The sequence below is a fragment of the Vibrio sp. SCSIO 43132 genome, assembly GCF_019904195.1.
Taxonomy (GTDB): Bacteria; Pseudomonadota; Gammaproteobacteria; order Enterobacterales; family Vibrionaceae; genus Vibrio; species Vibrio nigripulchritudo.
In genome coordinates, this window is sequence record NZ_CP063200.1 from 1223370 (window position 1) to 1249753 (window position 26384).

The 26384-nt window shown below is 45.5% G+C and carries 23 protein-coding genes; 11 read left to right on the forward strand and 12 right to left on the reverse strand.

What is annotated here, in order from left to right:
* Positions 1–53: 53 nt before the first annotated feature.
* Positions 54–1334: a D-tagatose-bisphosphate aldolase, class II, non-catalytic subunit gene (locus INR79_RS23690; protein ID WP_045966806.1), complete on the reverse strand. Its 1281-nt coding sequence runs from the start codon at positions 1332–1334 to the stop codon at positions 54–56.
* 436 nt (positions 1335–1770) lie between these two features.
* On the opposite strand from INR79_RS23690, the gene INR79_RS23695 reads away from it, so the two are divergent.
* The 8 genes from INR79_RS23695 (at position 1771) to INR79_RS23730 (ending at position 12185) form a co-directional block, all read left to right on the forward strand.
* Positions 1771–2655, forward strand: a complete 885-nt coding sequence (locus INR79_RS23695) for a substrate-binding domain-containing protein (RefSeq protein ID WP_022601391.1) — start codon at positions 1771–1773, stop codon at positions 2653–2655.
* A 57-nt stretch (positions 2656–2712) separates the two neighbouring features.
* Positions 2713–4230, forward strand: coding sequence for a sugar ABC transporter ATP-binding protein (locus tag INR79_RS23700; protein ID WP_262415418.1), 1518 nt, complete (start codon positions 2713–2715; stop codon positions 4228–4230).
* The gene (locus INR79_RS23705; RefSeq protein ID WP_022561336.1) at positions 4223–5158 is read left to right on the forward strand and encodes an ABC transporter permease; all 936 of its coding nucleotides are present in this window, start codon (positions 4223–4225) and stop codon (positions 5156–5158) included. Before INR79_RS23700 ends, INR79_RS23705 begins: the two co-directional genes overlap by 8 nt.
* Positions 5159–5160: 2 nt before the next feature.
* Positions 5161–6081, forward strand: a complete 921-nt coding sequence (locus INR79_RS23710; RefSeq protein ID WP_223097205.1) for a sugar kinase — start codon at positions 5161–5163, stop codon at positions 6079–6081.
* A gap of 108 nt (positions 6082–6189) precedes the next feature.
* Positions 6190–6954, forward strand: a complete 765-nt coding sequence (gene agaR / locus INR79_RS23715) for a transcriptional repressor AgaR (protein WP_004399613.1) — start codon at positions 6190–6192, stop codon at positions 6952–6954.
* Positions 6955–7544: 590 nt separating this feature from the next.
* Positions 7545–9929: a diguanylate cyclase domain-containing protein gene (locus INR79_RS23720; protein WP_223097207.1), complete on the forward strand. Its 2385-nt coding sequence runs from the start codon at positions 7545–7547 to the stop codon at positions 9927–9929.
* 122 nt (positions 9930–10051) lie between these two features.
* Positions 10052–11017, forward strand: coding sequence for a GlxA family transcriptional regulator (locus tag INR79_RS23725; RefSeq protein ID WP_223097209.1), 966 nt, complete (start codon positions 10052–10054; stop codon positions 11015–11017).
* Positions 11010–12185, forward strand: coding sequence for an MFS transporter (locus INR79_RS23730; protein ID WP_223097211.1), 1176 nt, complete (start codon positions 11010–11012; stop codon positions 12183–12185). Before INR79_RS23725 ends, INR79_RS23730 begins: the two co-directional genes overlap by 8 nt.
* An 84-nt stretch (positions 12186–12269) precedes the next feature.
* On the opposite strand, the gene INR79_RS23735 is transcribed toward INR79_RS23730, so the two are convergent.
* Positions 12270–12653, reverse strand: a complete 384-nt coding sequence (locus tag INR79_RS23735) for a BLUF domain-containing protein (protein WP_022561341.1) — start codon at positions 12651–12653, stop codon at positions 12270–12272.
* Entirely contained in the window at positions 12650–13303 is a 654-nt protein-coding gene (locus INR79_RS23740; protein ID WP_022600547.1) for a GGDEF domain-containing protein, read from the reverse strand. The genes INR79_RS23735 and INR79_RS23740 overlap by 4 nt, the downstream gene beginning before the upstream one ends.
* A gap of 190 nt (positions 13304–13493) precedes the next feature.
* Between INR79_RS23740 and INR79_RS23745 the strand changes: the two genes are divergently transcribed.
* Positions 13494–13838, forward strand: a complete 345-nt coding sequence (locus INR79_RS23745; protein WP_223097213.1) for a HopJ type III effector protein — start codon at positions 13494–13496, stop codon at positions 13836–13838.
* A 139-nt stretch (positions 13839–13977) separates the two neighbouring features.
* Here INR79_RS23745 and INR79_RS23750 read toward each other — a convergent pair whose 3' ends face one another.
* From INR79_RS23750 to INR79_RS23780, 7 genes are all read right to left on the reverse strand, one after another.
* A complete protein-coding gene (locus tag INR79_RS23750) occupies positions 13978–14922 on the reverse strand; it encodes a porin (RefSeq protein ID WP_223097215.1) in 945 nt (314 codons plus the stop codon).
* Positions 14923–15592: 670 nt separating this feature from the next.
* Positions 15593–16396, reverse strand: coding sequence for an HAD-IIB family hydrolase (locus tag INR79_RS23755; protein WP_022589534.1), 804 nt, complete (start codon positions 16394–16396; stop codon positions 15593–15595).
* Positions 16396–17220 carry a carbohydrate ABC transporter permease gene (locus tag INR79_RS23760; RefSeq protein ID WP_022600552.1) on the reverse strand — a complete coding sequence of 275 codons (825 nt, stop codon included), beginning with the start codon at positions 17218–17220 and terminating at the stop codon, positions 16396–16398. Before INR79_RS23760 ends, INR79_RS23755 begins: the two co-directional genes overlap by 1 nt.
* Positions 17217–18098, reverse strand: coding sequence for a carbohydrate ABC transporter permease (locus INR79_RS23765; RefSeq protein ID WP_004402215.1), 882 nt, complete (start codon positions 18096–18098; stop codon positions 17217–17219). The genes INR79_RS23760 and INR79_RS23765 overlap by 4 nt, the downstream gene beginning before the upstream one ends.
* A gap of 57 nt (positions 18099–18155) precedes the next feature.
* Positions 18156–19442, reverse strand: coding sequence for an ABC transporter substrate-binding protein (locus tag INR79_RS23770; protein ID WP_022589532.1), 1287 nt, complete (start codon positions 19440–19442; stop codon positions 18156–18158).
* Between the two features lie 14 nt (positions 19443–19456).
* Positions 19457–20473, reverse strand: coding sequence for an ABC transporter ATP-binding protein (locus INR79_RS23775; RefSeq protein ID WP_223097217.1), 1017 nt, complete (start codon positions 20471–20473; stop codon positions 19457–19459).
* Complete coding sequence (locus tag INR79_RS23780; RefSeq protein WP_223097219.1) at positions 20470–21237, reverse strand: DeoR/GlpR family DNA-binding transcription regulator; 768 nt, start codon at positions 21235–21237, stop codon at positions 20470–20472. Before INR79_RS23780 ends, INR79_RS23775 begins: the two co-directional genes overlap by 4 nt.
* Before the next feature lie 144 nt (positions 21238–21381).
* Here INR79_RS23780 and INR79_RS23785 point away from each other — a divergent pair, with 144 nt between their 5' ends.
* Complete coding sequence (locus INR79_RS23785) at positions 21382–21867, forward strand: cupin domain-containing protein (RefSeq protein ID WP_223097221.1); 486 nt, start codon at positions 21382–21384, stop codon at positions 21865–21867.
* A gap of 82 nt (positions 21868–21949) precedes the next feature.
* Here the strand turns inward: INR79_RS23785 and tkt are convergent, their stop codons facing one another.
* Entirely contained in the window at positions 21950–23941 is a 1992-nt protein-coding gene (gene tkt / locus INR79_RS23790; RefSeq protein WP_223097223.1) for a transketolase, read from the reverse strand.
* Positions 23942–24029: 88 nt separating this feature from the next.
* On the reverse strand, positions 24030–24980 hold the full coding sequence (tal, locus tag INR79_RS23795) for a transaldolase (protein ID WP_022599015.1): 951 nt from the start codon (positions 24978–24980) through the stop codon (positions 24030–24032).
* 411 nt (positions 24981–25391) lie between these two features.
* Here tal and INR79_RS23800 point away from each other — a divergent pair, with 411 nt between their 5' ends.
* On the forward strand, positions 25392–26381 hold the full coding sequence (locus tag INR79_RS23800) for a sugar-binding transcriptional regulator (RefSeq protein WP_004407819.1): 990 nt from the start codon (positions 25392–25394) through the stop codon (positions 26379–26381).
* Positions 26382–26384: the final 3 nt, after the last annotated feature.

Consider the following 26384-nt stretch of genomic DNA (forward strand, 5'->3'; position numbering starts at 1 on the left):
TAAATTCTCCTCAGACGCCGCTTAAGTAACGGGCTTGTACTTCATTAAAACAACTACTTCTGATAGCAAGCAGCGCTGTATATTTCGGTTATTTCCATGACTTTATCGATCACGATTTCCTTTGGATGGTTGGTTAACTTCCCCGCAGAAATTTTTTGGCTTTGATTGGGCAGATATTGGCTGAGCAAAGTTGGGGGAGGTGGGTTACTTTCCAGATTACGGAATAGTTTTCCCACCGCTTTCTTTACCTTTTCATTTGGCCAGTAGTAACGGATCCGATCGCTCAAGCTGTAGTGCTTGTCTATTTGCTGAAATTTGCCGGATTTTTCGTAATAGCGAGCCCAGTAGCTTGGGTCTTCATCCATAGCCTGCTCAATGGCATGTTTCAGGTCAGAGGTTACTTCGGAATCGACCCATTCACGTTCAATACAATCGAGTGCAAATAAGGCTTCTCTCAAAGCAAACGTTAGTGCTGGTCCTACTTTTAGAATCGCAAAATGGTCTTGCACCAGCTGTGAATACGCACCATTGCATTGGTAATCCGTTGAATGCGCTTCGTAAACCAGAGTCTGATATTTCTCAATCATGTTACTCAGCGGCTTGGCTTTGGACGGCTGATAATGCACGACTTTATGATGATCGAATTCGACTCCAGGCTGCACAACCAGCCCAATGACCCGTTCCCAGACGTCGGCTAACCCCCATTGCTCAAAACGCGTTTTGTGAATCTGAATGGTTCTTTCCGCCGCTTTTTCATTGGTGACTTCCAATGCATCGTCTAAGTCTTCTTTTGCACCGCCGGGCTCAGGGACTTCGGTTCCTATGATGTAAACAGGAGCGGGACCTCCGCATGATCGCCAGGTTTTTTCTGCAACTTCACAAAGCTGAGCGGCTCGTGATGCAATGGTCTCATCACTCAATGGAACAGGGTCACCTGAGCAGGGCATCGAACAGTCGAGATGAATTTTTCGAAAACCTGCTTCTACATAGCTTTCTATCAAATCTTCGGATTTTTGCATTGCAGAATCGGCGGTTTCGTTTTGCCAGCAGTTTGGTCCTAAATGATCACCACCAAGCAAAACCTGAGACTCTGGAACCGACAATGACTTGGCTAGAGAAAACACCAGCTCTTTGAAGTCTTGAGGTGTCATACCAGTGTAGCCACCAAACTGATTCACCTGGTTAGATGTGGCTTCTATTAGTACCGGTCTGGCATCAGCTAGGCTTTGACGGAGCGCGGCTTCCAGCACCAATGGGTGTGCTGAACAAACCGAATAAATTCCGACTTTTGTACCTGCCTTATGTTGAGCCACCATATCCAGTAAAATTTGCACTTACTTTCCTTTCGAAATCTTTCTTTATTGTGTTTTATGAAAATAAAGGAAAGAAATGTGAAAAAATTTCGCCTCGATCACATTGATCGAAATGTGAGCGTAAAATCCATGCAAAGGTGACTTTGATCACATTTTATAGATGTTTTTGTGAGGTTGATGGGTGTTTTTACTTTTCATATTGACAAATGAATAGATAAAGTTGATCGAAATCTAACTTACGTAAACTTTCTTTTGCTTTTTAAATGTTGTTGTGATGTTTTGATAAACGATAAGTTTAACAAGAGGCGTTATGCACATATTCAATTCTGTGCGTAATATCAAAGTAGGGCTGATTCATTGTTTCGGACCTCTCTGCTTTTTGTTCAAACAAATAGCCGATGACTCATGTCAGCAGAGCTTGGCGTCAGGTCATCACAAGCGATACAAGGAAAGTAAAATGAAAAGTATAAAATTTTTAATTGCTTCAATGGCTGCCATGTCTGCATTTTCAATGAATGCCCATGCGGCTAATGAATCAACAGTTTGTGCCTCTCTTCTAACGCAATCACACCCATTTTATATTGCGTTGGCAAAAGGTCTGAAAGCTGGTGCGACTGAAAATAACGTGGATTTAAAAGTTTCTATTGCTAACCAGGACTTAGCAAAACAAATTAACGACATCGAAGATTGTATTATCAAAAATGTCGACGCAATCATCATTTCTCCAGTGGATTCCAAAGGTGTCCGCGGTCCTTTGAAGAAAGCCGAGCGTGCAAACATTCCGGTTATTACCGTCGATATCGGTGCAGAAAACAGCAAAGTGGTCTCGCATGTTGCAACAGATAACTACGGTGGTGGGGTAGAGGCAGGAAAACTTGCTGTCAAACACCTGAACAGTAAAGGCACCGTTGTTATGCTGTCTTACCCTGGAATCTCCTCAGTTGAAGACCGATTGCGCGGTTTCCGTGATGCTGTTGCCGACACTGACATCAAGATTGTCGCGGTTCAGCCAGGTAAAACACGCGAAGAGTCCCTGACTTCAACTATTAACATGCTTCAGGCAAACCCTGAAACAGACCTTATCTTTGCCTTTGGTGACGACATGATGATCGGTGCCGGGCTTGCCGTTACCAAGCAAAAATCTGATGCGGTGGTGATTGGGTTTGATGGCATGCCTGAAGGCATTAAAGCGGTGGATGATAATGCTCACCTGATTGGTGTAGTGAAACAAGACGCTGATACCATGGGCAGAAAGGCCATCAAAGCAACGGTTGATCATCTGGCTGGTAAATCGGTTGATGCCGAATATCCGATCGTACCTGTTCTATATACGGGTAAATAACACGCGGTAACTGAACGACTTGAGTGCTCTGTGCTCAAGTTGTTCAGGTGAGATTTTATGTCGGATAGTGATATGCAGAATGTTGTTTTAGAAACCCACGACTTAAGCAAGCATTTTGGCGCGGTTAAAGCGGTAGATGGGCTTTCTATTAAGTTGTCTCCAGGTCGTGTTCATACCATTTTGGGTGAAAACGGATGTGGAAAATCCACCACATTGAAAATGCTGGCGGGTGTCCATTCGCCAACGCGTGGTCACATTATCAAAAAAGGTGAGACGGTGACGTTTAAGTCGCCACTGGATTCACGTGAGCATGGCATTGCCATCATTTTTCAGGAGCTTTCCCTGTGCAACAACCTGAGCGTTGCAGAAAACATATACGCCAACAATGAGCCTTCCAAATATGGTGTGATCAACGATACAGAGATGATCAGTTCAACCAAGGCGCTACTCGACAAGTACAAGATTCCTATTTCGCCAGTTATCAGGGTGAGTTCTTTATCTATGGCACAACGGCAATTGGTCGAAATTGCAAAAGGGCTAAGTTACTCGTCTGAAGTGGTGATTTTCGATGAACCTTCTTCCTCACTTTCCGATTCCGAGGTGGAAATCCTTTTCAACATCATTGAAGAGCTTAAATCGGAAGGCAAAGCCATTGTGTATGTAAGCCACAAGATGGCGGAAATCATGCGTATTTCTGACGATATCACTGTTATGCGAGATGGCTTGTACATCGATACCGTAAAGAAAGACGAAACCAATATAGATTCCCTGATCACCATGATGGTCGGGCGAGAAATGAACGACATTTACCCTCCTAAAGTTCCAGATGCACAAATAGGCGAGGCTCCCATTTTGAGGGTTCGCTCGCTAACTAACCCCACGTATTTTCAGGAAGTGAGCTTCGATGTTAAGCCGGGAGAAGTGGTTGGCTTCTTTGGGCTGGTCGGGGCAGGTCGTTCCGATGTCATGAATGCCTTATTTGGCATGTTGCCCTATGAGGGAAACATTGAAGTTAATGACGTATCCATTGATATCGATAGCCCCAGCAAAGCGATACAAAACGGCATTGCTTTCGTTACTGAAAACAGAAAAGAAGAGGGCTTGGTGCTTGACCACAGTGTTCATATCAACTGTAACCTGACGAGCTTTGAAAAAGTGGCAGTAGCAGGCATTCGGAACGAAAGTGAAGAGCAACGCATCACCGATACCAGCATTCGTAAAATGCGGGTAAAAGTCCACGATTCTGAGCAGGAAGTGGGCTCTTTAAGTGGTGGAAACCAGCAAAAAGTTGTGCTGGCAAAATGGTTAGAGCAACAGCCCAAAATCCTGATTCTGGATGAGCCAACCCGGGGTGTAGACGTTGGTGCCAAATACGAAATTTACAATATTATCCGTGACCTTACCGCTCTCGGAACGGCAGTGATTTTGGTGTCTTCTGAATTGCCGGAAGCGCTCAACATGAGTGACAGGTTACTGGTGATGAGGAATAAAAGAATCGTGAAAGAGCTCGATACAAAAGGGCTTTCCCAAGACAAAGTAATGGTATACGCAACAGGAGTGGATTCCGATGATTAAAGCGTTTTTCAAGGAGTATGGCGGTATTCTTGGTGGGCTTGTTTTATTGATGATCGTGTCTTCTTTCTTGTCTGAGTACTTTCTCACAGTCAATAACTTAACCAACATTGTTTTGCAGACTTCCATTGTTGCGATTGTTGCCTTTGGAATGACGTACGCTATTTTGCTTGCTGGTATCGATTTGTCTGTGGGTTCGATTGTCGCATTGACCGGGCTGGTGCTGGTGGTGGGCTTAACTTATGGTTTGCCTTTCTCTTTGATGCTGCCTGTAGCGCTTGGTGTCTCCGTATTGTGTGGGTTTGCGAATGGATTTATTACCACATGGCTTGGTGTGCATCCTTTCATCGTCACCATGAGTTTTATGGGAATCTGGCGTGGTGCCGCGATGCTAACCAGTGACGGTCAGGCGATCTCTCTGTACGACAATGCCCCTTTTGAGTACGTGTTTAACGGATATTTTCTTGGCATTCCGTTTCCCATTGTCATTCTTATCGCCATGATTGCGTTGAACCATTTCCTACTATCGAAAACCACGTTTGGACGCAAAGTTTACATCGTTGGGGGCAACCCGGAAGCGGCGGCGTATTCAGGCATTAACGTGTCCAAAACCACCATTTATTCCTACATGATCACCGGCTTAATGGCTGGGATTGGCGGAGTGATGCTCGCATCCCGAATGTTTTCCGCTCAGCCAACCTCTGCCAATGGAATGGAGCTGGATGCCATTGCAGCCTGTGTTCTTGGCGGCACTTCATTAACTGGTGGTCGCGGCACCATTATCGGCACACTCATTGGTGCGCTCATCATTGCTGTTCTCAGCAATGTTATGAGCCTGATGAATGTCGACTTTTTTGTGTCTCTGATCGTTAAGGGCATCGTGATTCTAATTGCTGTCGGTATCGACGTGTATAAAAACAAGAAAGGGTGAACATGAAGATTGTAACCATAGGCGAAATCGTGGTTGAGATAATGGCCACGGAAGTCGACCAGGCTTTATCTGAAACAGGAACGTTTACTGGACCATACCCCAGCGGTGCGCCTGCAATTTTTATTGATCAGGTGGCGAAGCTGGGTGTGGACTGCGCAATCATTTCAGCCGTCGGCAATGATGGCTTCGGTCGCATTAATCTCGACAGACTGAAGCAAGACGGTGTAGATATTTCGGGTATTTCAGTACTGGACCAAGAAACGACCGGATCGGCGTTTGTTACTTATCATGCGGATGGCAGCCGTGATTTTATCTTCAACATTAAGAATGCGGCGTGTGGAAAGCTTAATCTGGATAACGCCAATTTAACCGTGCTCGAACAATGTACTCATCTCCACATTATGGGCTCCTCTTTGTTTAACAAGGATATTGCGTCTTTGACCACCAAAGCGATAGAAATTGTGAAAGGCAATCAGGGTTCTGTGTCTTTTGATCCTAATATTAGAAAGGAGCTGCTGGATGACTCGATGAAACGCTCACTGATCGAAATTTTAAAAGTGACCGATATTTTTATGCCAAGTGAAGCGGAAATTACGTCTTTATCCGAAAGCAATAATCTCGAAAATGCGATAAATGAGTATTTTAATGTCTATGGTGTCAGTGAAGTTGTGCTCAAGCAGGGCGAAAAAGGTGCAAAAGTATTCACACGGACACACACGTTCGAGCAGAAAGCTTTTCCCGTTGAAGAAGTGGACCCGACAGGCGCAGGTGATTGTTTTGGCGGCGCTTATGTTGCATTTCGATTACAGAGTAAGCCAATTGAGGAGTCTTTAAGGTTAGCTACAGAATGTGGTTCTCGTTCAGTAACGGTGTCTGGCCCGATGGAGGGAACATCGCGGTTAGATGAATTGTCAGGCAAATAACGTTGAGTGATCGATATACCCCTTAAGAGTAAGGCCTCTAGGCAAGGCTCGAAATTTGTTATAAAAATATAGCCTCCTTACGAAGTAGATAGAGGGTAGCTTCAAAATATGAGTCAAACCAGTAAAAGACGAGAAAGTATACTGAACAGACTGAATCTGAATGGCAGTGTGTCGGTGGGAGAGCTTTCAGAATTACACGATGTCAGCTTGGTCACCATAAGGAACGATCTCGACTATCTGGATGAAAAAGGCTTATTAATTCGCTCTCATGGTGGAGCGATTCGCAACCAATCTTCTCTTGCTGAGTCATCGAACAAAATCAAACTCACGCATCATGCACCAGAAAAAATGATAATCGCCAAGGAAGCGGTCAAACAGATCGAACCTAAAGATGCCATTATTCTGGGCGCTGGCACCACCACTGAATACATCGCGAAGTTGATCGCGGAGGAAAGCGATCTGACGGTTATGACCAACGGGCTGAATATTGTCACGGCACTTTCTGCATCCTCAGGTTTAGATGTGATGATTACAGGCGGAACTTTACGTTGTGACAGCCAGTCTTTTTATGGGCCTCAAGCCGAAGCGAGCTTAAAAGACTACCATTTCGATAAAATTTTCGTTGGTGTCGATGGAATACACATGGACCATGGCATTACGACACATAGTGAACACGAAGCGCGCCTTTATCGGTTTATGTGTGAGTCGATAAAGAAAACCATTGTTGTGACGGACTCAAGTAAATTCGGCAAGGTCAGTGTTTATAAAGTGATCCCTTGTAGCACTGTCGATGTTCTGATCACAGACAGTGGCATTTCAGAAGAACACAAACAGTCTCTTATCGATCAAAACGTTGAAGTTATAATCGTTTAGGATCGCTTCAACCAAAATACCTCGCCACCTCTTGAACCCTGAGCACAGTGCTGAACGAACAGTTTGGCTCTATACCCAAGTGACCTCATGTTGCAGGATTCAGAGCTTAATATACTGATTTAGTTCAAGGAAAAGAATGCTGTGGAATGACGAGTCCTTTCCAAATTCTTTGACGACGAAATGAAGCAGTATATTAGCTCCCAAGGGCGAGTTTAACTGGCTTTCATACTGCGTTACCGATTCTTGATTTAGAGCCACTAGATCTTCAAATCGGTGTCTTGTCTGAAAAGCCAGTTAATTCTCGCTGAACCTAGCAACCTGAGGTTACTTGGGTATAACAACCCTTCAGGGTTCAAACATTCATTTTCTTTTCTGGCTCAAAATTGATACTTACTGAAAGTATTGCGTATGAAGGGTCGAATTCGCCGAATAAAAGTCGGACACTGATTGTGCTGCTCAGAAAACTTATTGCGCCTTAGGTGAAATAATTCGCGTTCCTAGTTTAGTAGGAAAATTGGGTAGTTCTGTAGCAAACAGGGAAAGTTTGAATACGGAGACAGTAGTTCCGATAGAGCGAGGTTAGGTACGGTATGAAGTACCTCTCAAAGTACCACCGAAATAATTTTTTGCTTCTCAGCGTGATCATCGCGTTGATAGATATCCTCTTTGTGCTTGTCAGCATTAACTCAGCCAGACAATCTCTGAATAACTCAATCGAAGAGCAAGCCATTCAAATCAAACAGAGCTATCAAACTGTTCTGGAGCAAGCTGCGACGGACATGAGTTTGATGGGTACGTTTATCGCCGGTGATGAACGTGTGAATCACATTCTGAAAGAGCGCTGGAAAGCCGAACAACGTGGGGAAATTGATCACACTATCGATGAGTTTTTACGGCAAAGGCTCATGAATCACATGATGCCTGCGTGGCAGATGATTCAGGATGAGTTTTACATTAAGTCGCTGCAAATATTCCTTCCTCCTGATTCCAATTCTTTTCTGCGTTTACAACAACCCTCTCGGTTCGATGATTCTGTCGTCGGTATCCGAAATACTGTTAGTCAGGTGCTAGCAACGGGGGACTCTATTTCAGGCTACGAAATCGGGCGTACCAGTGCCGCTCTTCGTTCTGTCGTTCCTGTGACCAGTGAAGAAGACAATGCCGTCGTGGCAGCTTTAGATCTGGGCACCCCATTAAGCAATCTGCTTCAAAAGCTTGAAAGCAATATCGGTATTGGCAGTGGAGTGACGTTGAGAACATCCGCTCTGGCTCAGTCCATGTGGATCGAGTTTCAAGAGGATTACCATCGCTTACCTTATGTTGAAAAGTGCCTGTGTGTTATCGAGTACCAGTCTGAGCCCATTTTCAGTGGCATGATTCGTCAAATAACCGAATCAGGGATGATTAAACCCGATTATCGATTTGATGTGATTCAGTACGAAGGCAGACCCTACAATGTGGTTCAGTTACCCATTGTCGACTATCAGAATGAGATGAGTGGTCTCAACGAAGAAGTGGGGAAAGTGTTCTTCTGGAAAGATGCGACACCTTTGCACCAGCAGTATCAGGCATCGGTTCACAAAACCATCGGGTGGGGCATTCTGGGATATATCTTTGCCGAAATCATTATTCTTTGGGCATTCGTGGCGAGCATCAAAAACCTTGAGCTGGAGATCACGGGTCATACAGAAAACCTTGAAGAAAGCCAGAACAACCTGATTGAAGCCCAGCGTATTGCCAATATTGGCAGTTGGTCTCTGAATATGGAAACTGAGTCCCTTTATTGGTCGGAACAGATTTACCATATATTCGAGCTGGATCCTGAAGAGTACGAACCTTCCTATCAGCTGTTTCTCGACATGATACACCCAGAAGATCGAGTCAAAGTGGACCGCGCATTCAGAGAATCTTTAGAGAACAATACACCATTTTACGTTAGCCACCGCCTTCAGATGGCGGATGGTCGAATTAAACATGTCATCGAGGAAGGTAAAACGTTATTTGATTCAGACGGCAAAGCCGACGTCACTGTGGGCGCGGTACGAGATATTACCGATACCTATCTGGCACAGGAGAAGGAAAAGCTGGCGGCAAGTGTTTTTCAACATGCCAACGAAGGCATATTCATCTGTAACGAAAAGCTGGATGTGATCGAAGTGAATGAAGCCTGCTACATGATTACAGGAGTGAGCTCAGACGACTCCCGTGAATTCAATCTGCTGGAATATCAGAATCGCTTTATGAATCAGGAGCAGTTCTCAGATATGCGCTCGTCTTTAGTCCGAACCGGTGAATGGAATGGGGAAGTGTGGTTGAAGCGAACTAGTGGGGAAGAAGTCGCCCTGGATCTTAACATCAGTTCAATTCGCAACGAACATGGGAAAGTCACGCATTACGTCGGATTGTTTTCCGATATCACGATCAAGAAGAAACACGAAGAGCGCCTCAATTACATTGCGCATTTCGATTCCTTAACGGGTTTGCCTAACCGTATTCTGCTTACCGACCGTCTGACTCAGGCAATGTTGCAGACAGAACGAAGTAAGCAATACATCGCCATTCTGTTTCTGGATTTGGATGGGTTTAAGAAGATCAACGACAACTACGGACATCAGGTCGGCGATTTGATGCTTGAACACGTTTCAGAACAATTTACCAATACCATTCGTGCTGGTGACACAGTCGCTCGATTTGGTGGCGATGAGTTTGTATTCGTTATCCAGAACGTTGCCCGACCTTGTGCTTATGACATTCCCATCAGCAGAGTCCTTGAGGCGGTCGCCGTCCCCATGGTTCACGAAGGGCACACACTGCATGTTTCTGCCAGTATCGGTATCACTTTTTATCCGCAGCCAGGTAAAGAACTGGGGGCTGATGAACTGTTCATTCAGGCGGATACTGCCATGTATAAAGCCAAAGCTGCCGGCAAAAACGGATTTAGGATATTCGATGAAAATTGTGTCCAGGAATCGTGATCCTAGGCATTCCGCGCTGGTGGTGTGTCCGAAATGATCGGGTATTCGTCGTTGTGGACAGGATAGGTTCATAGCATACTCCTAATAGAGAGAAAACTACGGTTTTCCTATCAAGGAGATGTATGAAGAAAATAGGGATATTCGCCTATCCGGGATGCCAAAGTCTGGATGTTATTGGACCGGCAGAAGTCTTCGCTTCAGCCAATAAATTTAATGAAGAGCCTGAATATGAAGTGATCATCTTTTCTTTTGAAAAGGGAAAAGTGAAAACAGACGGAGGGCTTACGCTTTTCGCAGAGGAAAGCTGGCAGGCTATCCAACAACTGGATACGCTAGTAGTTCCGGGTGGTAACCTTTCCAGAAGCTACCTAGAGCGGGAAGACATTTTCGACTGGCTTAGAAACACTTCAAATACTTGCCGCCGAGTGACGTCTGTCTGTACTGGTGCTTTCTGGCTGGCAGAGGCAGGCATTCTGAACAATCGAGTTGCCACAACACACTGGCGGCACTGCGACACACTTCAGCAGCGCTATCCGGAAATTAAGGTCGATTCAGACGCCATTTACATTCATCAGGGTAACATCTCCACCTCTGCGGGTATCACAGCAGGAATCGATCTCTGTCTTTCACTGGTTGAACAGGATCTGGGTTACGCGGTTTCTGTTTCCGTTGCTCAGGAACTTCTGGTGTTCTATCGCAGACCCGGAGGGCAATCTCAGTTTGTATCTTTTCAACAGGCTCAGAGTGCAGGTGACAAGCGGGTAGCGAGTGCTATTCGATATATCCACCAGAAACTAAGTGCTGAAATTAAAGTAGAACAGATCGCCGAGCACATTGGGCTGAGCACTCGCCAGCTAGGTCGAATTTTCAGAAACGAGCTTAATGTCAGCCCTAACCAGTATTTGCTAAAAGAGCGCCTGAATCTGGCTTGTGACCTGCTAAAAAACAGCGACCTGACACTTGAAAGGATCGCCAGCCGCTCAGGGTTAATGAGCGGAGATAATTTAAGAAATTTATTTCAACGTCAGTTTGGAGTGAGCCCATTGGCTTACCGACAGCGTTTTAAAAGGAACGATGTAAATGAATAGAAACGTGTGGCTTCTTTCCCTTTGTCAGGCTTTATTGATGACGGGAAACATTGTCTTAATTTCCGTTGTTGGATTGATTGGAAAAGAGATAGCCCCGTCTCAAAGCCTGATTACACTGCCTGTCGGGTTACAGTTTTTAGGTCTAATGGCTGCGACCATTCCTGCTTCTCTAATCATGGGCAAACTTGGAAGAAGGAAAGGCTTTAGCTTGGGTAACCTGTTCGGGATCATTGGGGCATCGCTTGCAACTTACTCGCTCAGCCATGGTTTATTCTGGTTGTTTTGTTTCTCGACATTGCTGCTCGGTATTGGTATTGGTTTCGGGACACTCTATCGGTTTGCAGCTATTGAAGTGAGTGCTGAAAGCGCAAGACACAGGGCGATATCCATTTCTATGGCAGGCGGGGTTCTGGCTGCAGTATTGGGACCGAATCTTGCTGTTATGTCTCAAAACCTTTTACCCGACGGGCTGTATATAGGTGCGTTTGCTGCGGTGCTTGGTCTCAACATCATCGCGTTGATCGTTTTGCAAACCATTGACTTCCCACCAGCACAAAAGCTGAGTGAACAAGCTCCGAGTGAACCGTTAAAAAGTATCATATCTCAACCCGACTTTATGATCTCAGTATTTGCTGCCATGGTTGCCTACGCAGTTATGAACCTTTTAATGACAGCGACACCCCTAGCCATGCTTGGTTGCGGTTTTGATTTTACCAAAGCCGCCGGGGTTATAGAGTGGCATGTTTTGGGCATGTTCGTACCGGCGTTTTTCACTGGGCGGCTAATAGAACAGTTTGGCGCGCGCAACATGATAGTGGCGGGGGCGATTTTGTTTATAGGTTGCATTGCCATTAATGTTCACGGTCAGTCCCTGTGGCATTTCACCCTTGCCCTCATATTGCTGGGAGTCGGCTGGAACTTTATGTTTATTTCCGCAACCAGCATGTTTAGCCAGTCTTACAAACCTGAAAATCGCGCTAAAGCACAGGCATTTAATGAGTTCTTTGTGTTTGGCTGTGTCGCAATAACAGCGATGCTTTCTGGTTGGCTTGAAGCAACAATAGGCTGGCAGAAACTGAACCTCTACACCGCACCTTTTGTTGTCATCGTCATGTTGATGTTTCTGTTTAACGCCAGAAAAGCGTCGATGAAACAAGCGGTAAAGTAACGCACGTTGAAATTTGAGGGAAAAATCAGAGAAATTTTTCAGGAATTGCTTGGGTGAGATAACACCCAAGCAATCGATATCTGACTACGTTACCTGGTAACAAGCGGGTGTTAATTCGAGGAATTTTTCGAGTATGGCATCTTCATTTGAAATTGAATCGGCTAAACTGAGCCCGATTGCTTTTCCAAGCTTAAGGTAGCCCATACTCCAGTCTGGGAAATGCCGAGTCTCTACGTCTTTAGAGGATAGAATTTCGATATTTGTGTGCCTTGGGTCGCGCCCAAGCTTTGTGACCAGTTCTTCGATGTTTCTGTCTGGACCTTCAATCATTTGATAGAACCCATCTAAATGAAAAATCAGAAATCCTGTGATGTCATTTGCTTTATTATTTTTTCGAGACACTTCCAGAATATTGGTCACGTCAATTTCGTCCACTTTCGAGATACTTCTGTATAGAATTTGTTTCATAGTCTTCTCTTATCCATGTACATTTCTCTGTCCGCAGATCGTAAGGTCTGTGAAAAATCCCAACAGGAATTGACGGCCTTCCCGATACTGAAACGAATAGAAAAACCTCTCTTATTCTGAGAGTTAAGATTTTTAGCCAACCGGTTTCTGACGGTATCTACGTCGAGGTCATCTCTAAAAACAATGACTATGAATTCATCTCCTCCATATCGAAGAATAATGTCACTCAGTCTAAAACTGCGTTTTAAAGCTTTCGCAAAATCGCGGAGCGCTAAATTACCCATTTCATGACCATGAGTGTCATTAATTTTTTTAAAGCCGTTTAAGTCGAAGAAGAATAACGTGAATTCTTTGTCATTTAGCGAGTTTTCTAAGTGTCTCAAATAACCGCAGTTAAATAAGCCAGTGAGTTTATCTGTGTAGCTAGACTTGCGTTCGCTCACTATCGCGTTGTGGATAATGTTACTAATTAGAGGCAGTAAGTAATGGTGTTTTGCGGGGTCAGACAAAAGGGCAAGCAAATCTCTAATGTCTTTCGCTGTGTTTATACAGTTAACAGACTGCAGTCTACTGATAATGATGTTATCTTCATCTCCAGTAAGTTCTTGTAATTCAAACAACAACATTTGCTTTATGATCTTGTCTGACATGCTCTGCACCTAGGTCAACCGAACGCACATCAATTATTAGATTACTTGCATATGGTGTCAAACTTGAATTGAAATAATTCGAACTTCGAGTCAGGTAAACTGTAAAGCCGGCAATATTTTGGCTACTTAGGCGTGATCGAATCATATATAATGCGGCGCTTATTTGTTGTCTAATCAAGGAAAGCCAGCCATGGAGCTAAAGGAACTACTGACCGCTTTGTCTCAATCCCCTGAAACGGTTCAATTTCAAGATGTCATTTCTGTCATTGACGCGAATTACGAATTCACTCCAACAGAGTTCAAGAACGGAGATACGGTAAACGAAGCCGGACAAAATAATGGTTCATGCAAAATCTTTGCTTTTGCAAAACTCAACCAGCTAGGCGCTCAGAGTGCGTTGGCATGTTTCGGTGACTTCTACCGTAAAGATGTGCTTGAAAACCCAGAAGGGGAAGACCACCAGAATATTCGCAACTTTATGCGTTTTGGTTGGGATGGCATCGAGTTTAAAGGCGAAGCGCTGGTTGCTAGATAACCTCAACAGACCCTAACATTAGTAAGAAAAAAAACCGGATAGACAATGATTTCTATCCGGTTAGAAGGCAGTGGATTAATTGCTCTTCAAAATGAAATTTAGAAGTTTTAAACCATGGATTGGTTTAGGTTAACTTAGATTAGAAGTTAACAACGATGCCTGCGGTTGCTCCAGATTCGAAATCACCTTTCGCCTCAGTATCTACCTGAGAGTACTCAACAAATACCGTTGTTTTTGAACCTAGGGCGTAGCCAACACCCGCATAGAAACCCGAATCTGTTGGCGCTTTATCTTCGTCTACCTGACCGTAACCACCATAAATGCGTGCCGCGTTCAGGTTGTACTCACCACCGATACGCCATGCATTTACGTCTGTTCCATCCTGATCTTCCATCGAGAAATCAGCACCAAACTTCAATGCGTTGATCTTGTAGCTTGCACCTAGGTTGAAACCAGAGTAGTTCGCTTCAGTAGCACGACCAGCGTAAACCTCGTCAGCGTAGTCGTAGAAACCAGCCGATAGCCCAAGACCCATAGGAAGATCGTATGCACCAGCAATAGTGAAGCCGCTGCGGTGTTTGTTGTCGTCTTGAGCAAACTGATAAGTCACGCCCGCTGTCAGGTTTTCAACCAGCTTGTTGGCTGAGAACTTAACGATACCGTTGTCACGACCACGATCTTCAAGTTTTTGAGAGTAGCCGTACCACTCATCGAATCCACCGCGGAATGCCACGTCATCAAAAATCGTTGTCTGGCGACCAAAAGTCAGAGTACCGATGTTTGTAAATTCAACACCCGCATAGAAATCGCGAGATTTGAAAGAGGTAGACGCATCGCCATATTCAACTTCAAAGCGGCCGATAGCAGCTACACCTTCAGTTGCTTGATGCTTTGCAGTAAAGCCAAGACGTGAACCACCATCGCTGATAGAAGATTCAGAGCCTGCGCCGCTGTCTTCAACTTGCATAATCGCAAAAGCACGACCGTTGATGTCCAGAGTTGAACCTTCGTTGTTATAAACTTCTGCTGCGTTTACAGATCCTGCTGCTGCCATCACAGCCACTGCTAATAGAGTTTTTTTCATAATTAATCCATTTATGTACAAAAGAATTCAGAGCAAAATCAGAGCAATAGCTCCAAAGCTTGAGAGTTTGTTGCTTCCCAATCTGCTCAATTCGTACGACATACTGAATTCAAAATATTTAATGGTCAAGCGTTCTGTATGTGGAATTATTGAGTAAATGAATGGATATTTAAGTAGGTAAGAGGTAAGATTATACAGATTGTTGTTCTGTATTATCTTGATGAAAAATAAAAAGAAATAATGTTAAGAATTAAAAGTATGGAGAGCTGTATAGTTGCATGTATTTTAAGGTTTAACGTTCGGTATGCTTGTTTTAAGAAGTGAGATCTACTTCACGTATTGATATGGAATGGTGTTGGGTAAAATGCCTGGTTGATGGAATCAATCAGGCATATATACCCAAGTGACCTCAAGATGCAGGATTCAGAGCCTCATATTCTGTCTCAGTTCAAGAAAAAGAACGCAGTGGAATGACGAGTCCTTTCCAAGTTCTTTGACGATGAAATGGGACAGAATATGGGCTCCCAAGGGCGAGTTTAACTGGTTTTCATACTGCGTTACCGATTCTTGATTTAGAACCACTAGATCTTCAAATCGGCGTCTTGTCTGAAAGCCAGTTAATTCTCGCTGAACCGAGCAGCTTGAGGTTACTTGGGTATAAGTGGATAAACTACCAGCTCTCGACTTTTCGGCTATCAAGGACATGATTCGCCCATTCAGCAAAACCATAACCTCCGGGCAGTGACATGATCTGTTTAGGTTTATGCTTAAGCATCGGCAGGAAAGGTTGAATGTTGGAAACCCCCACTGTGTGCTTAAAACGCTCAAACATAGCGGCATCGTTGGCGGAATCTCCAATAAATGCACAACGGAGCTGAAGTTCTTCCTCGCACCAATTCTTATGGGTGTTAATCCAGTCCATGGCGCCGCTGGCTTTACTGTAATCTCCAACCCAAAGATTTATATGAACCGAACTTACAGCGGCACTCACACCAAAAGAGCGAATAATAGTCATCGCTCTATCCAAATCTTCTTTCGAAACCCCGCTGTTGTCTTGCCCGTGATCAATCGCGACATCGTATCGTCGATACATATTGTCCTTTGCTGGCAGTAGTGAAGGGACTTCGGTGGTGACTCGGTCAACTATCTTCAGAAGACATTCTCTGTTTATTCTTCGATCTTCGTCTGAAACCGTATCGAAGAAATCAATGCTGCCGTTGTTCTTTGTAATGGAGAACGCCCCGTTTTCCCCAATGACCCCCTGAACTGGCCATAATCTGGCGATCTGATCGCACCAGCCAGCACATGCACCAGTAACGGGCACCACTTCAATTCCGGCTTCTCTTAATCGATACAAAGCATGGAGCGTTTCGACAGGCAGCTCACCATTGTGAGTCAACGTGTCGTCTACATCTGTAAAAATAAGACTTGGTGTGGTCATTTCGTAATAAGTATTGGTTTCTTTTGCATTCATTATTTAAGACCCGAATTCATAAAAGACTGCATGAATTGTTTTTGGAAGATAAGAAAGATTGCCAGCAAAGGCGATATAGAAATCAGTGTTCCCGCACTCAGAACGCCCCAATCGACCCCGATTTCCGGTGAGCCGAACAGCGCGATTCCAACCGTAATAGGGCGGCTTTGCTCTGTGTTGGTCACTACGACAGGCCAGAGAAAATTGTTCCAGTGGTAGGAAATCGAGACAAGACCGTAGGCAAGGTAAGTCGGCTTTGCCAGCGGTACGTAAACTTTTAAGATGGTGGCGAATCTACTCAATCCTTCTACTCTCGCTGCGTCTTCAAGCTCCTGAGGAACCTGCATAAAAGTCTGACGTAACAAGAATATCCCAAACGCACTGGCGATATAGGGAAGGGCGATCGCCCAATAGGTATCGATCGCATTAAGATTTGCAATTCGTTGATAATTCTCACTGATGAGCGCTTCAGGCATGATCATCAGTTGCAGTAATATGGCACCGAATATGATGCTCTTACCTTTAAAATCCAGTCTTGCAAGCGCGTAGGCCGCTAGGGTGCAAACCACAATTTGTAGAGCGAGCAGCAAAGTGACGAAGCAGAAGGTATTCCACATGTAGGTGACAAATGGTGCCATCGTCCAAGCTTCAAAAAAGTTATCGAGTCGCCAGGGGGAACTCAGATCAAATGAAATGGCATCAGAGCCACTATGGAATGCCGCCCAAACCATATAAAGCAAAGGCAACACCCAGAGTAATCCGAGCAGCCAACTGGCAATGCCATTGATGATCTTTGACCAAGGAGTTATATGAATCTGATTCATCGATAGTGCACCCGGTTACGACTGAGTAAAAACTGAACACCTGAGCAGACTGCAAGTAACAGCAATAACACCAACGTCAGGCTGGAAGCGTATTCATGATCTAGGTAAGAAAACGCAGTCTCGTAGATGTAATAGAGCAGCAAGGTGCTGGAATTGTTTGGACCACCCTTAGTGAGAATGAACAGGTGATCGACCAGCTTAAATGCATTGATTAGCGCGTTAATGAGAACAAACAAGGTTGTGGGTCCAAGCAGGGGCAAGGTGACTCTTCTGAATCGATACCAGTAACTTGGTGACTCAACTTTTGCCGCATCGTTCAGTTCTCCAGGAATCGCTTGTAAAGCAGCTAAGTAGAAGATCATGAAAAAGCCAGCTTCTTTCCATATGGTGAGTAACATCAAAGAACCCAGTGCCGTATCTGGGTCTCCCAGCCAGTTTCTTGGTTCTATTCCTACATATCCAAGAACGGTATTGAATAGCCCGATGTTTGGCGAATAGAAGAACAACCAGATATTCGCGGCAGCGACCATAGGCAGCATAGTCGGGATGAAATAGGCAAGACGGAGAAATCCACGTCCGAAGATGTTTTCATTCACCCAGACTGCCATTGCAAGCGCTAAGACAATCGACACGGGAACAGTGACCAGCGCATACCAGCCGTTGTTAACCAAAGCCTGAAGAAAAATAGGATCATCCAGCAAATACTCTAAATTTTCTGCACCGACAAACGTTGTACCTTCACTTCCTTGATAGAAAAAGCTGGTAAAGAAGCTGTTAAACGCAGGTATAAAGGTAAAGTTGCTCAGCAAAACCAATGCAGGTAACAGCAGCAACCAGGCGAGCAGTGAATTGGGTATTTGGCTAAAGCGTAAATACATAAGTTATCCGAAATAGAGCGGAGTCGGAAAACACCTCGTCCGCTCAGGTTCAAGTGATTAAGATCGCGTAGCGCGTTTTAACAAGCGTTCAGCCTGTTTCTGCGCTTTATCGAGTGCCTGTTGGGCAGAGCTCTGTCCGGTAAGCGTTGCCTGAATGGCGTCATCCAGTGCCTTTCTGACCCGCCCGGCTTCGTAAGTTGCCAGCTCTGCTGTGGCGTGCTTAAGTTGGTCGCGAGCCACCACTGCCTGAGGCACCTTTTGCGCGTGGGTTTTTAGCGCTTCGGTCTGGTAAGCCGCTTCACTGACACCAACGTAACCCGTGGCAATACTCCACTGCGCACTTCGCTCAGGTGAAGACATAAACTTCACCAGCTTGTATGCAGCTTTTTGCTCGGAATCTGTGCCAGAATTAAGCAGGTAGAAGTTACCGCCACCTGTTGGCGAACCAAGTTCTGCATTTGCAGGCAGTTGTGCAACACCAACGTCAAACTTGGCATTTTTAAGTACTGCAGTAAGGTTACCTGTCGAGTGCCACATCATTGCGGTATTGCCTTCAAGAAACTCCTGACGAAGCGTTCCCCATTCAATGGTGCCTTTTGGCATTACCTGATCTTTAGTTCCCAAGTCTTTCCAGAACTCTAGAGCCTCAACCACTTTGGGGCTGTTGAAGTTGACGGTTTTCCCATCAGAAGACATCAGTGTCTGACCCTGTTGCTTCGTCAGAGCACCAAACATCCAATATGGGTAACCTGTAGAAGGAATCATCATTCCCCACTGGGTTACTTTTCCTGAACTGTCTTTTTTCACCAGTTTTACAGCGGTTTCTCTTAATGCTTCCCATGTCGTTGGTGGTGATTCTGGATCCAACCCAGCAGCTCGGTATGCGTCTTTGTTGTAGTACATGACGATTGTGGAACGCTGGAAGGGTATGCCGTAGGTTTTGCCTTCGTGCTGTCCGTTTTCCATCAAAGCAGGGTAGAAGCTATTCAGCCATGCTTTGTCTTCAGAAGTTTTGGCAAAGTCATCGAACGGGCGAATAACACCCATGCGTTTCAGTTCGAGTAGATCGATAGAGAAAAGCACAGAAGTTTGTACAGGCTCGCCTGCCTTCAGAGCGGCGAGCGCTTTTACGCGAGTGTCGTCGTAGTTACCGGCATAAATAGCAGTAACTGAGATGTCTGGATTTTGTTTCTCGAAATCGTCGACCATCCCGTCGACAACCTGAGTCAGTGCGCCTCCAACGGCTACGGGGTAGTACATAGTGAGTTCAGTTTTATCTGCGGCATACGCCAAAGAAGAACTGGCTAAAATACTGAGTCCAAGAGCACGCTTTATCGCTTTCATGGTTTTATCCTTAACTAAACAGTAGCGAATTTTTGAGTTTGGGGTGTGAGTAAAAGTCGCTGAGTGTCAGCATCAAAATAACAGCAGTCGTTGTCATCCCAACTGACACTGAGCAAGTCACCTTTTTGAAGTGTCTGGTGACCATTCAGCTTGATACAAAGCTGCTGGTTACCTTCGATTTCGGCAGTGACTAAGGTACTGTCTCCGTGATAATCGGCTTTTAATACGGTGCAGCTTTCTCCCGATTGCTCCACACGCATATGTTCGGGTCTGATGCCTGTCAGAAAAGGCTTGTTTTTCAGTTGAAGCAGGTTCATCGGAGGGCTTCCGATAAAACGGGCAGAAAACGTTGTCGCAGGGTGTTGATACAATTCTTGGGGCTTGCCAATTTGTTCAATTACACCCTGGTTGAGTAAGACGATCTTGTCTGCCATCGACATGGCTTCTACCTGATCATGAGTAACGTAAATAACCGTTAGCCCAAGATCTTGCTGAAGCTGACGAAGCTCGCTTCGCATATCGGCTCTGAGCTGCGCATCGAGATTAGAAAGTGGTTCGTCCATCAAACAGATAGGGTGGTGCGATACGATAGATCTCGCCAGAGCAACACGCTGCCGCTGGCCACCTGAAAGTTGAGAAGACAATTTGTTCAGATAGTCGGCTAACCCAACCTGATTAACGGCTTCTTCTAGCCTTTGTTTCTGCGTATTGGCAGGGACTTTTCTCGCCTTCAAACCAAATAAGATGTTTTCTTTTACCGAAAGGTGAGGGAACAACGCATAGGACTGAAAGACCATGCTGATATGCCTGTCGCTGGGCGAACGGGTCGTCACGTCTTCGTTATCGATAAAGAATTGCCCCTCAGTCGCGGTTTCCAAGCCTGCAAGAATTCTTAGTAAGGTGGTTTTCCCACATCCGGAAGGACCAAGCAGCGCAACAAACTCGCCTTTGTTCACTTGAAAATCAATGTTCTTTAGCGCTTCCTTGTCAGCAAATCGCTTTTTGATGTTGTTTATCTGGAGGTAGCTCATGAGTGTTCATCCGTAAGAATCAAATGGGTATCCGACTGCTTACATAAATCGGCTAACGTTGAGTCTTCACAGTCAGTGAAGAGCGTATCGATATCTTTTATGTGGGCAAAACTTACGGTCGCACTGCGAAGGTACTTGCTGCTGTCTGCGAGTAAAAACGTCTTTTTGCTGTTCTTGAGTATCAGGCGAGTGATTTCTGCTTCTTCATACTGGAATTCATACAGTTCACCTGTTTCAGAAATGCCGGCAATACTGCAAACAGCAAGGTCTGCTCTAAACGAACGCAACAGTTCAGTCGCGGTAAAACCTGTCATGTCCTTGTGTTGGTTTCTAATTTTTCCACCGGTGAGCCAGGTTTCTATGTTTGGATAATCGCTGAGGATCAAGGCAGCGTTCAGGTTGTTGGTGACGACCGTTAGCGCGATTTGTCTTGGTAATGACTGTGCCAGCCCGATAACGGTAGAGCCATACCCAAGGAATAAAGTGCTTTCAGGCTCAATGTACTGAGCAGCAATTTCGCCTATCTTTTTCTTTACTGACTCATTAAAGCTGGCACGTGCAGAAAAGTTTTGATTTTGCATTGCAGGGGGAAGGGCTACACCACCATGCTTGCGTTTGGCTAGCCCCATCTCACATAAGATATTGATGTCTCTTCTCATGGTCTGAGTTGTGAGATTAAAGTGCTTAGCGAGATCTTCTGTCGTGACAAATCCGTGCTCGTTGAGCATTTTTAGTATGTCTTGTTGTCGTGGATCGGGTTTCATATTTAGGTTTTCAAATGAACATTTATATTTTCAAAACTAGATCCTAGAAACGATTTGTTACAGCTTAAATGGTGTTTGTTGACAGAAATATTAAATAAATGTGAACACTATCGGATTAACTCTTGATGTGAGCGTAAGAGCAATATGAAACATGGAATCGTAAAGAAAAGTGAGATTGAAGCGCTGGAAGGAACAGCTAAAACGCATTTCTTGAATGAAAATGCTAAAAGAATCAATAAGTCACTAGGTGATTTAGTCGGCATAACCGGATTTGGATTTCATATTATCGAAATAGAGCCGGGATATGACTCCACAGAGCACCACGTCCATTACTTCGAAGATGAATGTGTTTACGTGCTAGAAGGTAAGGCTACTGCTTATATCGGTGAAAGTTCATATGAAATTTCGGAAGGTGACTTTATTGGGTATCCGGCTGGTGGAGAAGCGCACTCAATGACCAATACGGGAACACAAACGTTACGTTGTATCGTTGTAGGTCAAAGGTTGGATCATGATGTTGCCGATTACACGCGTTTGAAGAAGCGCATTTATCGCAATCAGGGGCTACAGTGGAACTTGGTGGATATCGAAAATATTGACGAGCCAGGTGGGTCAGTGGGCAAAAAGTAGGTGACCAACCTTCGATGACATAGTTTCAGATAGTAAAAAGCCCCACTCCAAAAGAGCAGGGCTTTGGATAAAAAACTGTCGATTAAGCCAGCAGTTCGTTTGCCGTCTCAACCACGTTTTCTGCGGTGAAACCAAACATCTTGAACAGTTCGCCTGCTGGTGCAGATTCACCGAATGTTGTCATACCGATGATACGACCGTCGAAACCTACGTATTTGTACCAGAAGTCAGCGATGCCCGCTTCAACAGCGATACGTGCCGTCACGTCTGATGGCAGTACCGATTCACGGTAAGCCGCATCTTGCTTGTCGAATGCGTCCGTAGAAGGCATAGACACGACGCGTACTTTCTTACCTGCTTCTGTCAGTTTCGCGGCTGCTTCTACAGTCAGCTCCACTTCTGAGCCAGTTGCAATCAGGATAAGCTCAGGCTTGCCATCGCTGTCTTTCAGGATGTACCCGCCTTTCGCGATATCAGCAACCTGTGCCGCGTCACGCTCTTGCTGGGCAAGGTTCTGACGAGAGAAAATCAGAGACGTAGGACCGTCTTTGCGCTCAATCGCCAGTTTCCATGCTACCGCAGATTCTACCTGGTCACATGGACGCCATGTGCTCATGTTTGGCGTCAGGCGAAGAGAAGCGATTTGCTCAACCGGCTGGTGAGTCGGACCATCTTCACCCAGACCGATAGAGTCGTGCGTGTACACCTGAATGTTCTGCACTTTCATCAGTGCCGCCATACGCATCGCGTTACGCGCGTATTCCATGAACATCAGGAAGGTCGCGCCGTAAGGGACAAAACCACCGTGAAGCGCGATACCGTTCATGATGGCTGTCATTCCGAACTCACGCACACCGTAGTGGATGTAGTTACCGGACGCGTCTTCTGCCGTCAGTGATTGAGAGCCAGACCACATGGTCAGGTTTGAAGGCGCAAGGTCAGCCGAGCCACCCATGAAGTCAGGCAGGATAGCACCAAAGGCTTCCAGTGCGTTTTGAGACGCTTTACGTGACGCGATGTTGGCTGGGTTTGCCTGAAGGTCAGCAATGATTTGGTTCGCTTTCGCTTCCCATTCAGCTGGCAGGTCGCCGTTTACTCGACGCTTGAATTCAGCGGCAAGCTCTGGATACGCTGCTTCATAAGCTGCAAATTTCTCGTTCCACGCTGCTTCCTTAGCTGCGCCTGCTTCTTTCGCAGACCACTCTGCATAGACTTCCTGCGGAATTTCAAAAGGACCGTGCTCCCAACCTAAAAACTCACGTGCTGCTGCAATTTCTTCATGACCTAACGGCGCACCGTGACAATCGTGCGAACCGGATTTGTTTGGTGAACCGAAACCGATGATGGTCTTAGTACAAATCAACGTCGGGCGAGGGTCGGCTTTCGCCGCTTCAATCGCTGCATTAATGGCTTCAGCGTCGTGACCGTCGACCGCTGGAATTACATGCCAGCCGTACGCTTCAAAACGCTTAGGCGTGTCGTCAGAGAACCAGCCTTCCACTTCACCGTCGATAGAGATGCCGTTGTCATCCCAGAACGCAATCAGCTTGCCAAGACCCAGAGTGCCTGCAAGAGAACACGCTTCGTGCGAGATGCCTTCCATCAGACAGCCGTCGCCCATGAAAGCGTAAGTGAAGTGGTCAACAATGTCGTGACCGTCTTTGTTGAACTGCGCCGCCAGAGATTTCTCTGCCAGTGCCATGCCCACTGCGTTGGTGATGCCCTGACCCAGAGGACCTGTCGTCGTCTCAACACCTGGTGCGTAACCGTATTCTGGGTGACCTGGGGTTTTAGAGTGCAGTTGACGGAAGTTCTTCAACTCTTCGATTGGCAAATCGTAACCCGCCAGATGAAGCAGAGAGTAAATCAGCATCGAGCCGTGACCGTTAGACAGCACAAAGCGGTCGCGGTCTGCCCACTCAGGGTTCGATGGGTTGTGGTTTAGGTGAGAGCGCCAAAGAACTTCAGCGATGTCTGCCATACCCATAGGTGCGCCTGGGTGACCGGAGTTCGCTGCTTGAACGCCATCCATGCTCAGAGCACGAATTGCATTAGCTAAATGTTTGCGATCCATAATTACTTCCAAATAGAATTATAAAAAAAGAAAGTGAAAACTAAGAGGGGAACACAGCGGCTCCCCTTTATTTGATTAGGTATAAGTATTAAAGCTTCGCTTCAATCATTGTTTCTAGCTTGCCTTGGTCAACTGCGAAGTTACGGATACCTTCAGCCAGTTTTTCAACAGCCATTGCGTCCTGGTTGTGATCCCATAGGAACTCAGCGTGCGTCATAGCCGCTGGGCGGTCAGCAGAACCGTTAGAATCAACCAGTTTCTCAACCACTTCACCTTCAGATGCTTCAAGCTCTGCCAGTAGAGCAGGAGCAATAGTCAGACGGTCACAGCCAGCGAGCTCTAGGATTTCACCAATGTTACGGAAGCTCGCGCCCATAACCACAGTGTTGTAGCCGTACTCTTTGTAGTAGTTGTAGATCTTAGTTACAGAAAGCACACCTGGATCTTCAGACGCTTCAAAGTCGCGACCTTCTTTCGCTTTGTACCAGTCCATGATGCGACCAACGAAAGGAGAGATTAGGAATACGCCAGCTTCTGCACAAGCACGAGCCTGAGCAAATGAGAACAGAAGCGTCAGGTTACAGTTAATACCTTCTTTCTCTAGGATTTCTGCAGCGCGAATACCTTCCCAGGTAGAAGCAAGTTTGATCAGGATACGGTCGTTAGAGATGCCTGCATCGTTGTACATTTTGATAAGCTGACGAGCTTTAGCAACGCTGCCTTCTGTATCGTAAGAAAGACGTGCATCAACTTCAGTAGAGATACGACCAGGAATAGTCGTTAGGATTTCTTTACCGATGTTAACAGCAAGCATGTCACAAGCGTCTTGAACTTGCTGAGCTTTGTCTGCGCTTTGAGATTTTGCGTAATCAATCGCTTGGTCAATCAGAGGTGCGTACTCTGCGATTTGAGCAGCTTTAAGAATAAGAGAAGGGTTAGTTGTTGCGTCTTCTGGCTGGTACTTTTTGATAGCATCGATTTCGCCAGTATCTGCCACGACAGTGGTCAGTTTACGAAGTTGCTCTAACTTATTGCTCATTACGATCATCCTATTTCTTGGGCGCGATTAAAAATGAAAACGCGCACTAAATTGCAAGCAAGTCAGACGAAAATGGTTAAGGAATTTCGCCAACTATAAACGTTCTTTGCTCGGTGAACATTTGTATCGAACATATGTTCACTAAGTGAGTAAATGATGTAGCCATATTTAATCGATCAGCGATTAATGTCAATCATTGATTGATGTCACAATACAGAATTTTCAATGAAACGTAATTTACCTCACAACCAGTAGTTAATTAATCGTTTGCTTGTTTCACGGCTCGTGAAAACTGACGAAATTGTGAAAAATCTAACGAGTGAGTAAATGTAATGATGGTGAGCGAATGTTGCGTTTTTTCTTACTTAGATTTAGGATTTATCACCTAAATCGACTCACTACTAAAGCATCATGACCACAAAAAATGACATCAATGCGGAAAACAGCGACCTGCTGACCGAGATTTCCGTAGCGTACTATCAGGATGGCGCGACTCAGGAAGAGATTTCCAAAAAGTTTTCCATTTCCCGAGCAAAAGTCGGGCGCATGCTCAAACAAGCACGTGATGAAGGCATTGTTGAAATTACGGTTAAGTACCACCCGGTATTCAGTGCCAAGATAGAGCAGCGATTAATTGAACGGTTTGGTGTTAAGCGCGCGCTTGTTGCTTTGGACCAACCGACGGAAGAGCAGCAGCGTCAGCAAGTGGCGAGCCTGGTGTCTAATCACCTGAACAGTACCTTGAAAAACGGCACTGTGGTAACGGTAGGACAGGGAAGAAACGTATCTGCCGTAGCTCACCATATGGGTGTGATTTCTCCCCGAGACTGCAAATTTGTTTGTGGAATCGGCGGTATTCACCCAAGAGGCGGTAAGTTTAATGCTGACCACATTTGCCGACAGTTAGCCAAAAAATACGGTGGCACATCTGAAACGCTTTATGCGCCAGCGTACGCGGAAAACAAAGCGCAAAAGATTGCGTTCATGGAGAACGGAACCGTGAAACAGACACTGGATCTGGCGCGTAAAGCCGATGTTGCTTTGGTGGGCATTGGCGATATGAGCGAAAACAGTTACATGGTGGATCTAGGCTGGTTTACCGCTGAAGAAGTGGTTCAGGCACGTCTACATCAGGGAGTGGTTGGAGACTTTGCGGGTTATGACTTTTTCGACGTACAGGGCAACTCGGCAAATACGGTGATGAGTGACAGGGTTATCGGCTTGAATCTGGAAGAGTTCCGTCCGATTGCGGAAGTCATTGCGATAGCAGCCGAAAACAGTAAGCCACTGGCGCTTCTCGGCGCGCTTAGAACTGGGGTGGTCGATGTGATTGCGACAACGGTAAGTAACGCATTAACTGTGCTCAACCTAGATGAGCAGATGGGCGTTATTGACAAATAATCG

Coding starts and splice junctions, on each gene's coding strand:
- INR79_RS23695 (WP_022601391.1), top strand. CDS start 1,771: ATGAAAAGTATAAAATTTTTAATTGCTTCAATGGCTGCCATGTCTGCA.
- INR79_RS23700 (WP_262415418.1), top strand. CDS start 2,713: ATGTCGGATAGTGATATGCAGAATGTTGTTTTAGAAACCCACGACTTA.
- INR79_RS23705 (WP_022561336.1), top strand. CDS start 4,223: ATGATTAAAGCGTTTTTCAAGGAGTATGGCGGTATTCTTGGTGGGCTT.
- INR79_RS23710 (WP_223097205.1), top strand. CDS start 5,161: ATGAAGATTGTAACCATAGGCGAAATCGTGGTTGAGATAATGGCCACG.
- agaR (WP_004399613.1), top strand. CDS start 6,190: ATGAGTCAAACCAGTAAAAGACGAGAAAGTATACTGAACAGACTGAAT.
- INR79_RS23720 (WP_223097207.1), top strand. CDS start 7,545: ATGAAGTACCTCTCAAAGTACCACCGAAATAATTTTTTGCTTCTCAGC.
- INR79_RS23725 (WP_223097209.1), top strand. CDS start 10,052: ATGAAGAAAATAGGGATATTCGCCTATCCGGGATGCCAAAGTCTGGAT.
- INR79_RS23730 (WP_223097211.1), top strand. CDS start 11,010: ATGAATAGAAACGTGTGGCTTCTTTCCCTTTGTCAGGCTTTATTGATG.
- INR79_RS23735 (WP_022561341.1), bottom strand. CDS start 12,653: ATGAAACAAATTCTATACAGAAGTATCTCGAAAGTGGACGAAATTGAC.
- INR79_RS23740 (WP_022600547.1), bottom strand. CDS start 13,303: ATGTCAGACAAGATCATAAAGCAAATGTTGTTGTTTGAATTACAAGAA.
- INR79_RS23745 (WP_223097213.1), top strand. CDS start 13,494: ATGGAGCTAAAGGAACTACTGACCGCTTTGTCTCAATCCCCTGAAACG.
- INR79_RS23750 (WP_223097215.1), bottom strand. CDS start 14,922: ATGAAAAAAACTCTATTAGCAGTGGCTGTGATGGCAGCAGCAGGATCT.
- INR79_RS23755 (WP_022589534.1), bottom strand. CDS start 16,396: ATGAATGCAAAAGAAACCAATACTTATTACGAAATGACCACACCAAGT.
- INR79_RS23760 (WP_022600552.1), bottom strand. CDS start 17,220: ATGAATCAGATTCATATAACTCCTTGGTCAAAGATCATCAATGGCATT.
- INR79_RS23765 (WP_004402215.1), bottom strand. CDS start 18,098: ATGTATTTACGCTTTAGCCAAATACCCAATTCACTGCTCGCCTGGTTG.
- INR79_RS23770 (WP_022589532.1), bottom strand. CDS start 19,442: ATGAAAGCGATAAAGCGTGCTCTTGGACTCAGTATTTTAGCCAGTTCT.
- INR79_RS23775 (WP_223097217.1), bottom strand. CDS start 20,473: ATGAGCTACCTCCAGATAAACAACATCAAAAAGCGATTTGCTGACAAG.
- INR79_RS23780 (WP_223097219.1), bottom strand. CDS start 21,237: ATGAAACCCGATCCACGACAACAAGACATACTAAAAATGCTCAACGAG.
- INR79_RS23785 (WP_223097221.1), top strand. CDS start 21,382: ATGAAACATGGAATCGTAAAGAAAAGTGAGATTGAAGCGCTGGAAGGA.
- tkt (WP_223097223.1), bottom strand. CDS start 23,941: ATGGATCGCAAACATTTAGCTAATGCAATTCGTGCTCTGAGCATGGAT.
- tal (WP_022599015.1), bottom strand. CDS start 24,980: ATGAGCAATAAGTTAGAGCAACTTCGTAAACTGACCACTGTCGTGGCA.
- INR79_RS23800 (WP_004407819.1), top strand. CDS start 25,392: ATGACCACAAAAAATGACATCAATGCGGAAAACAGCGACCTGCTGACC.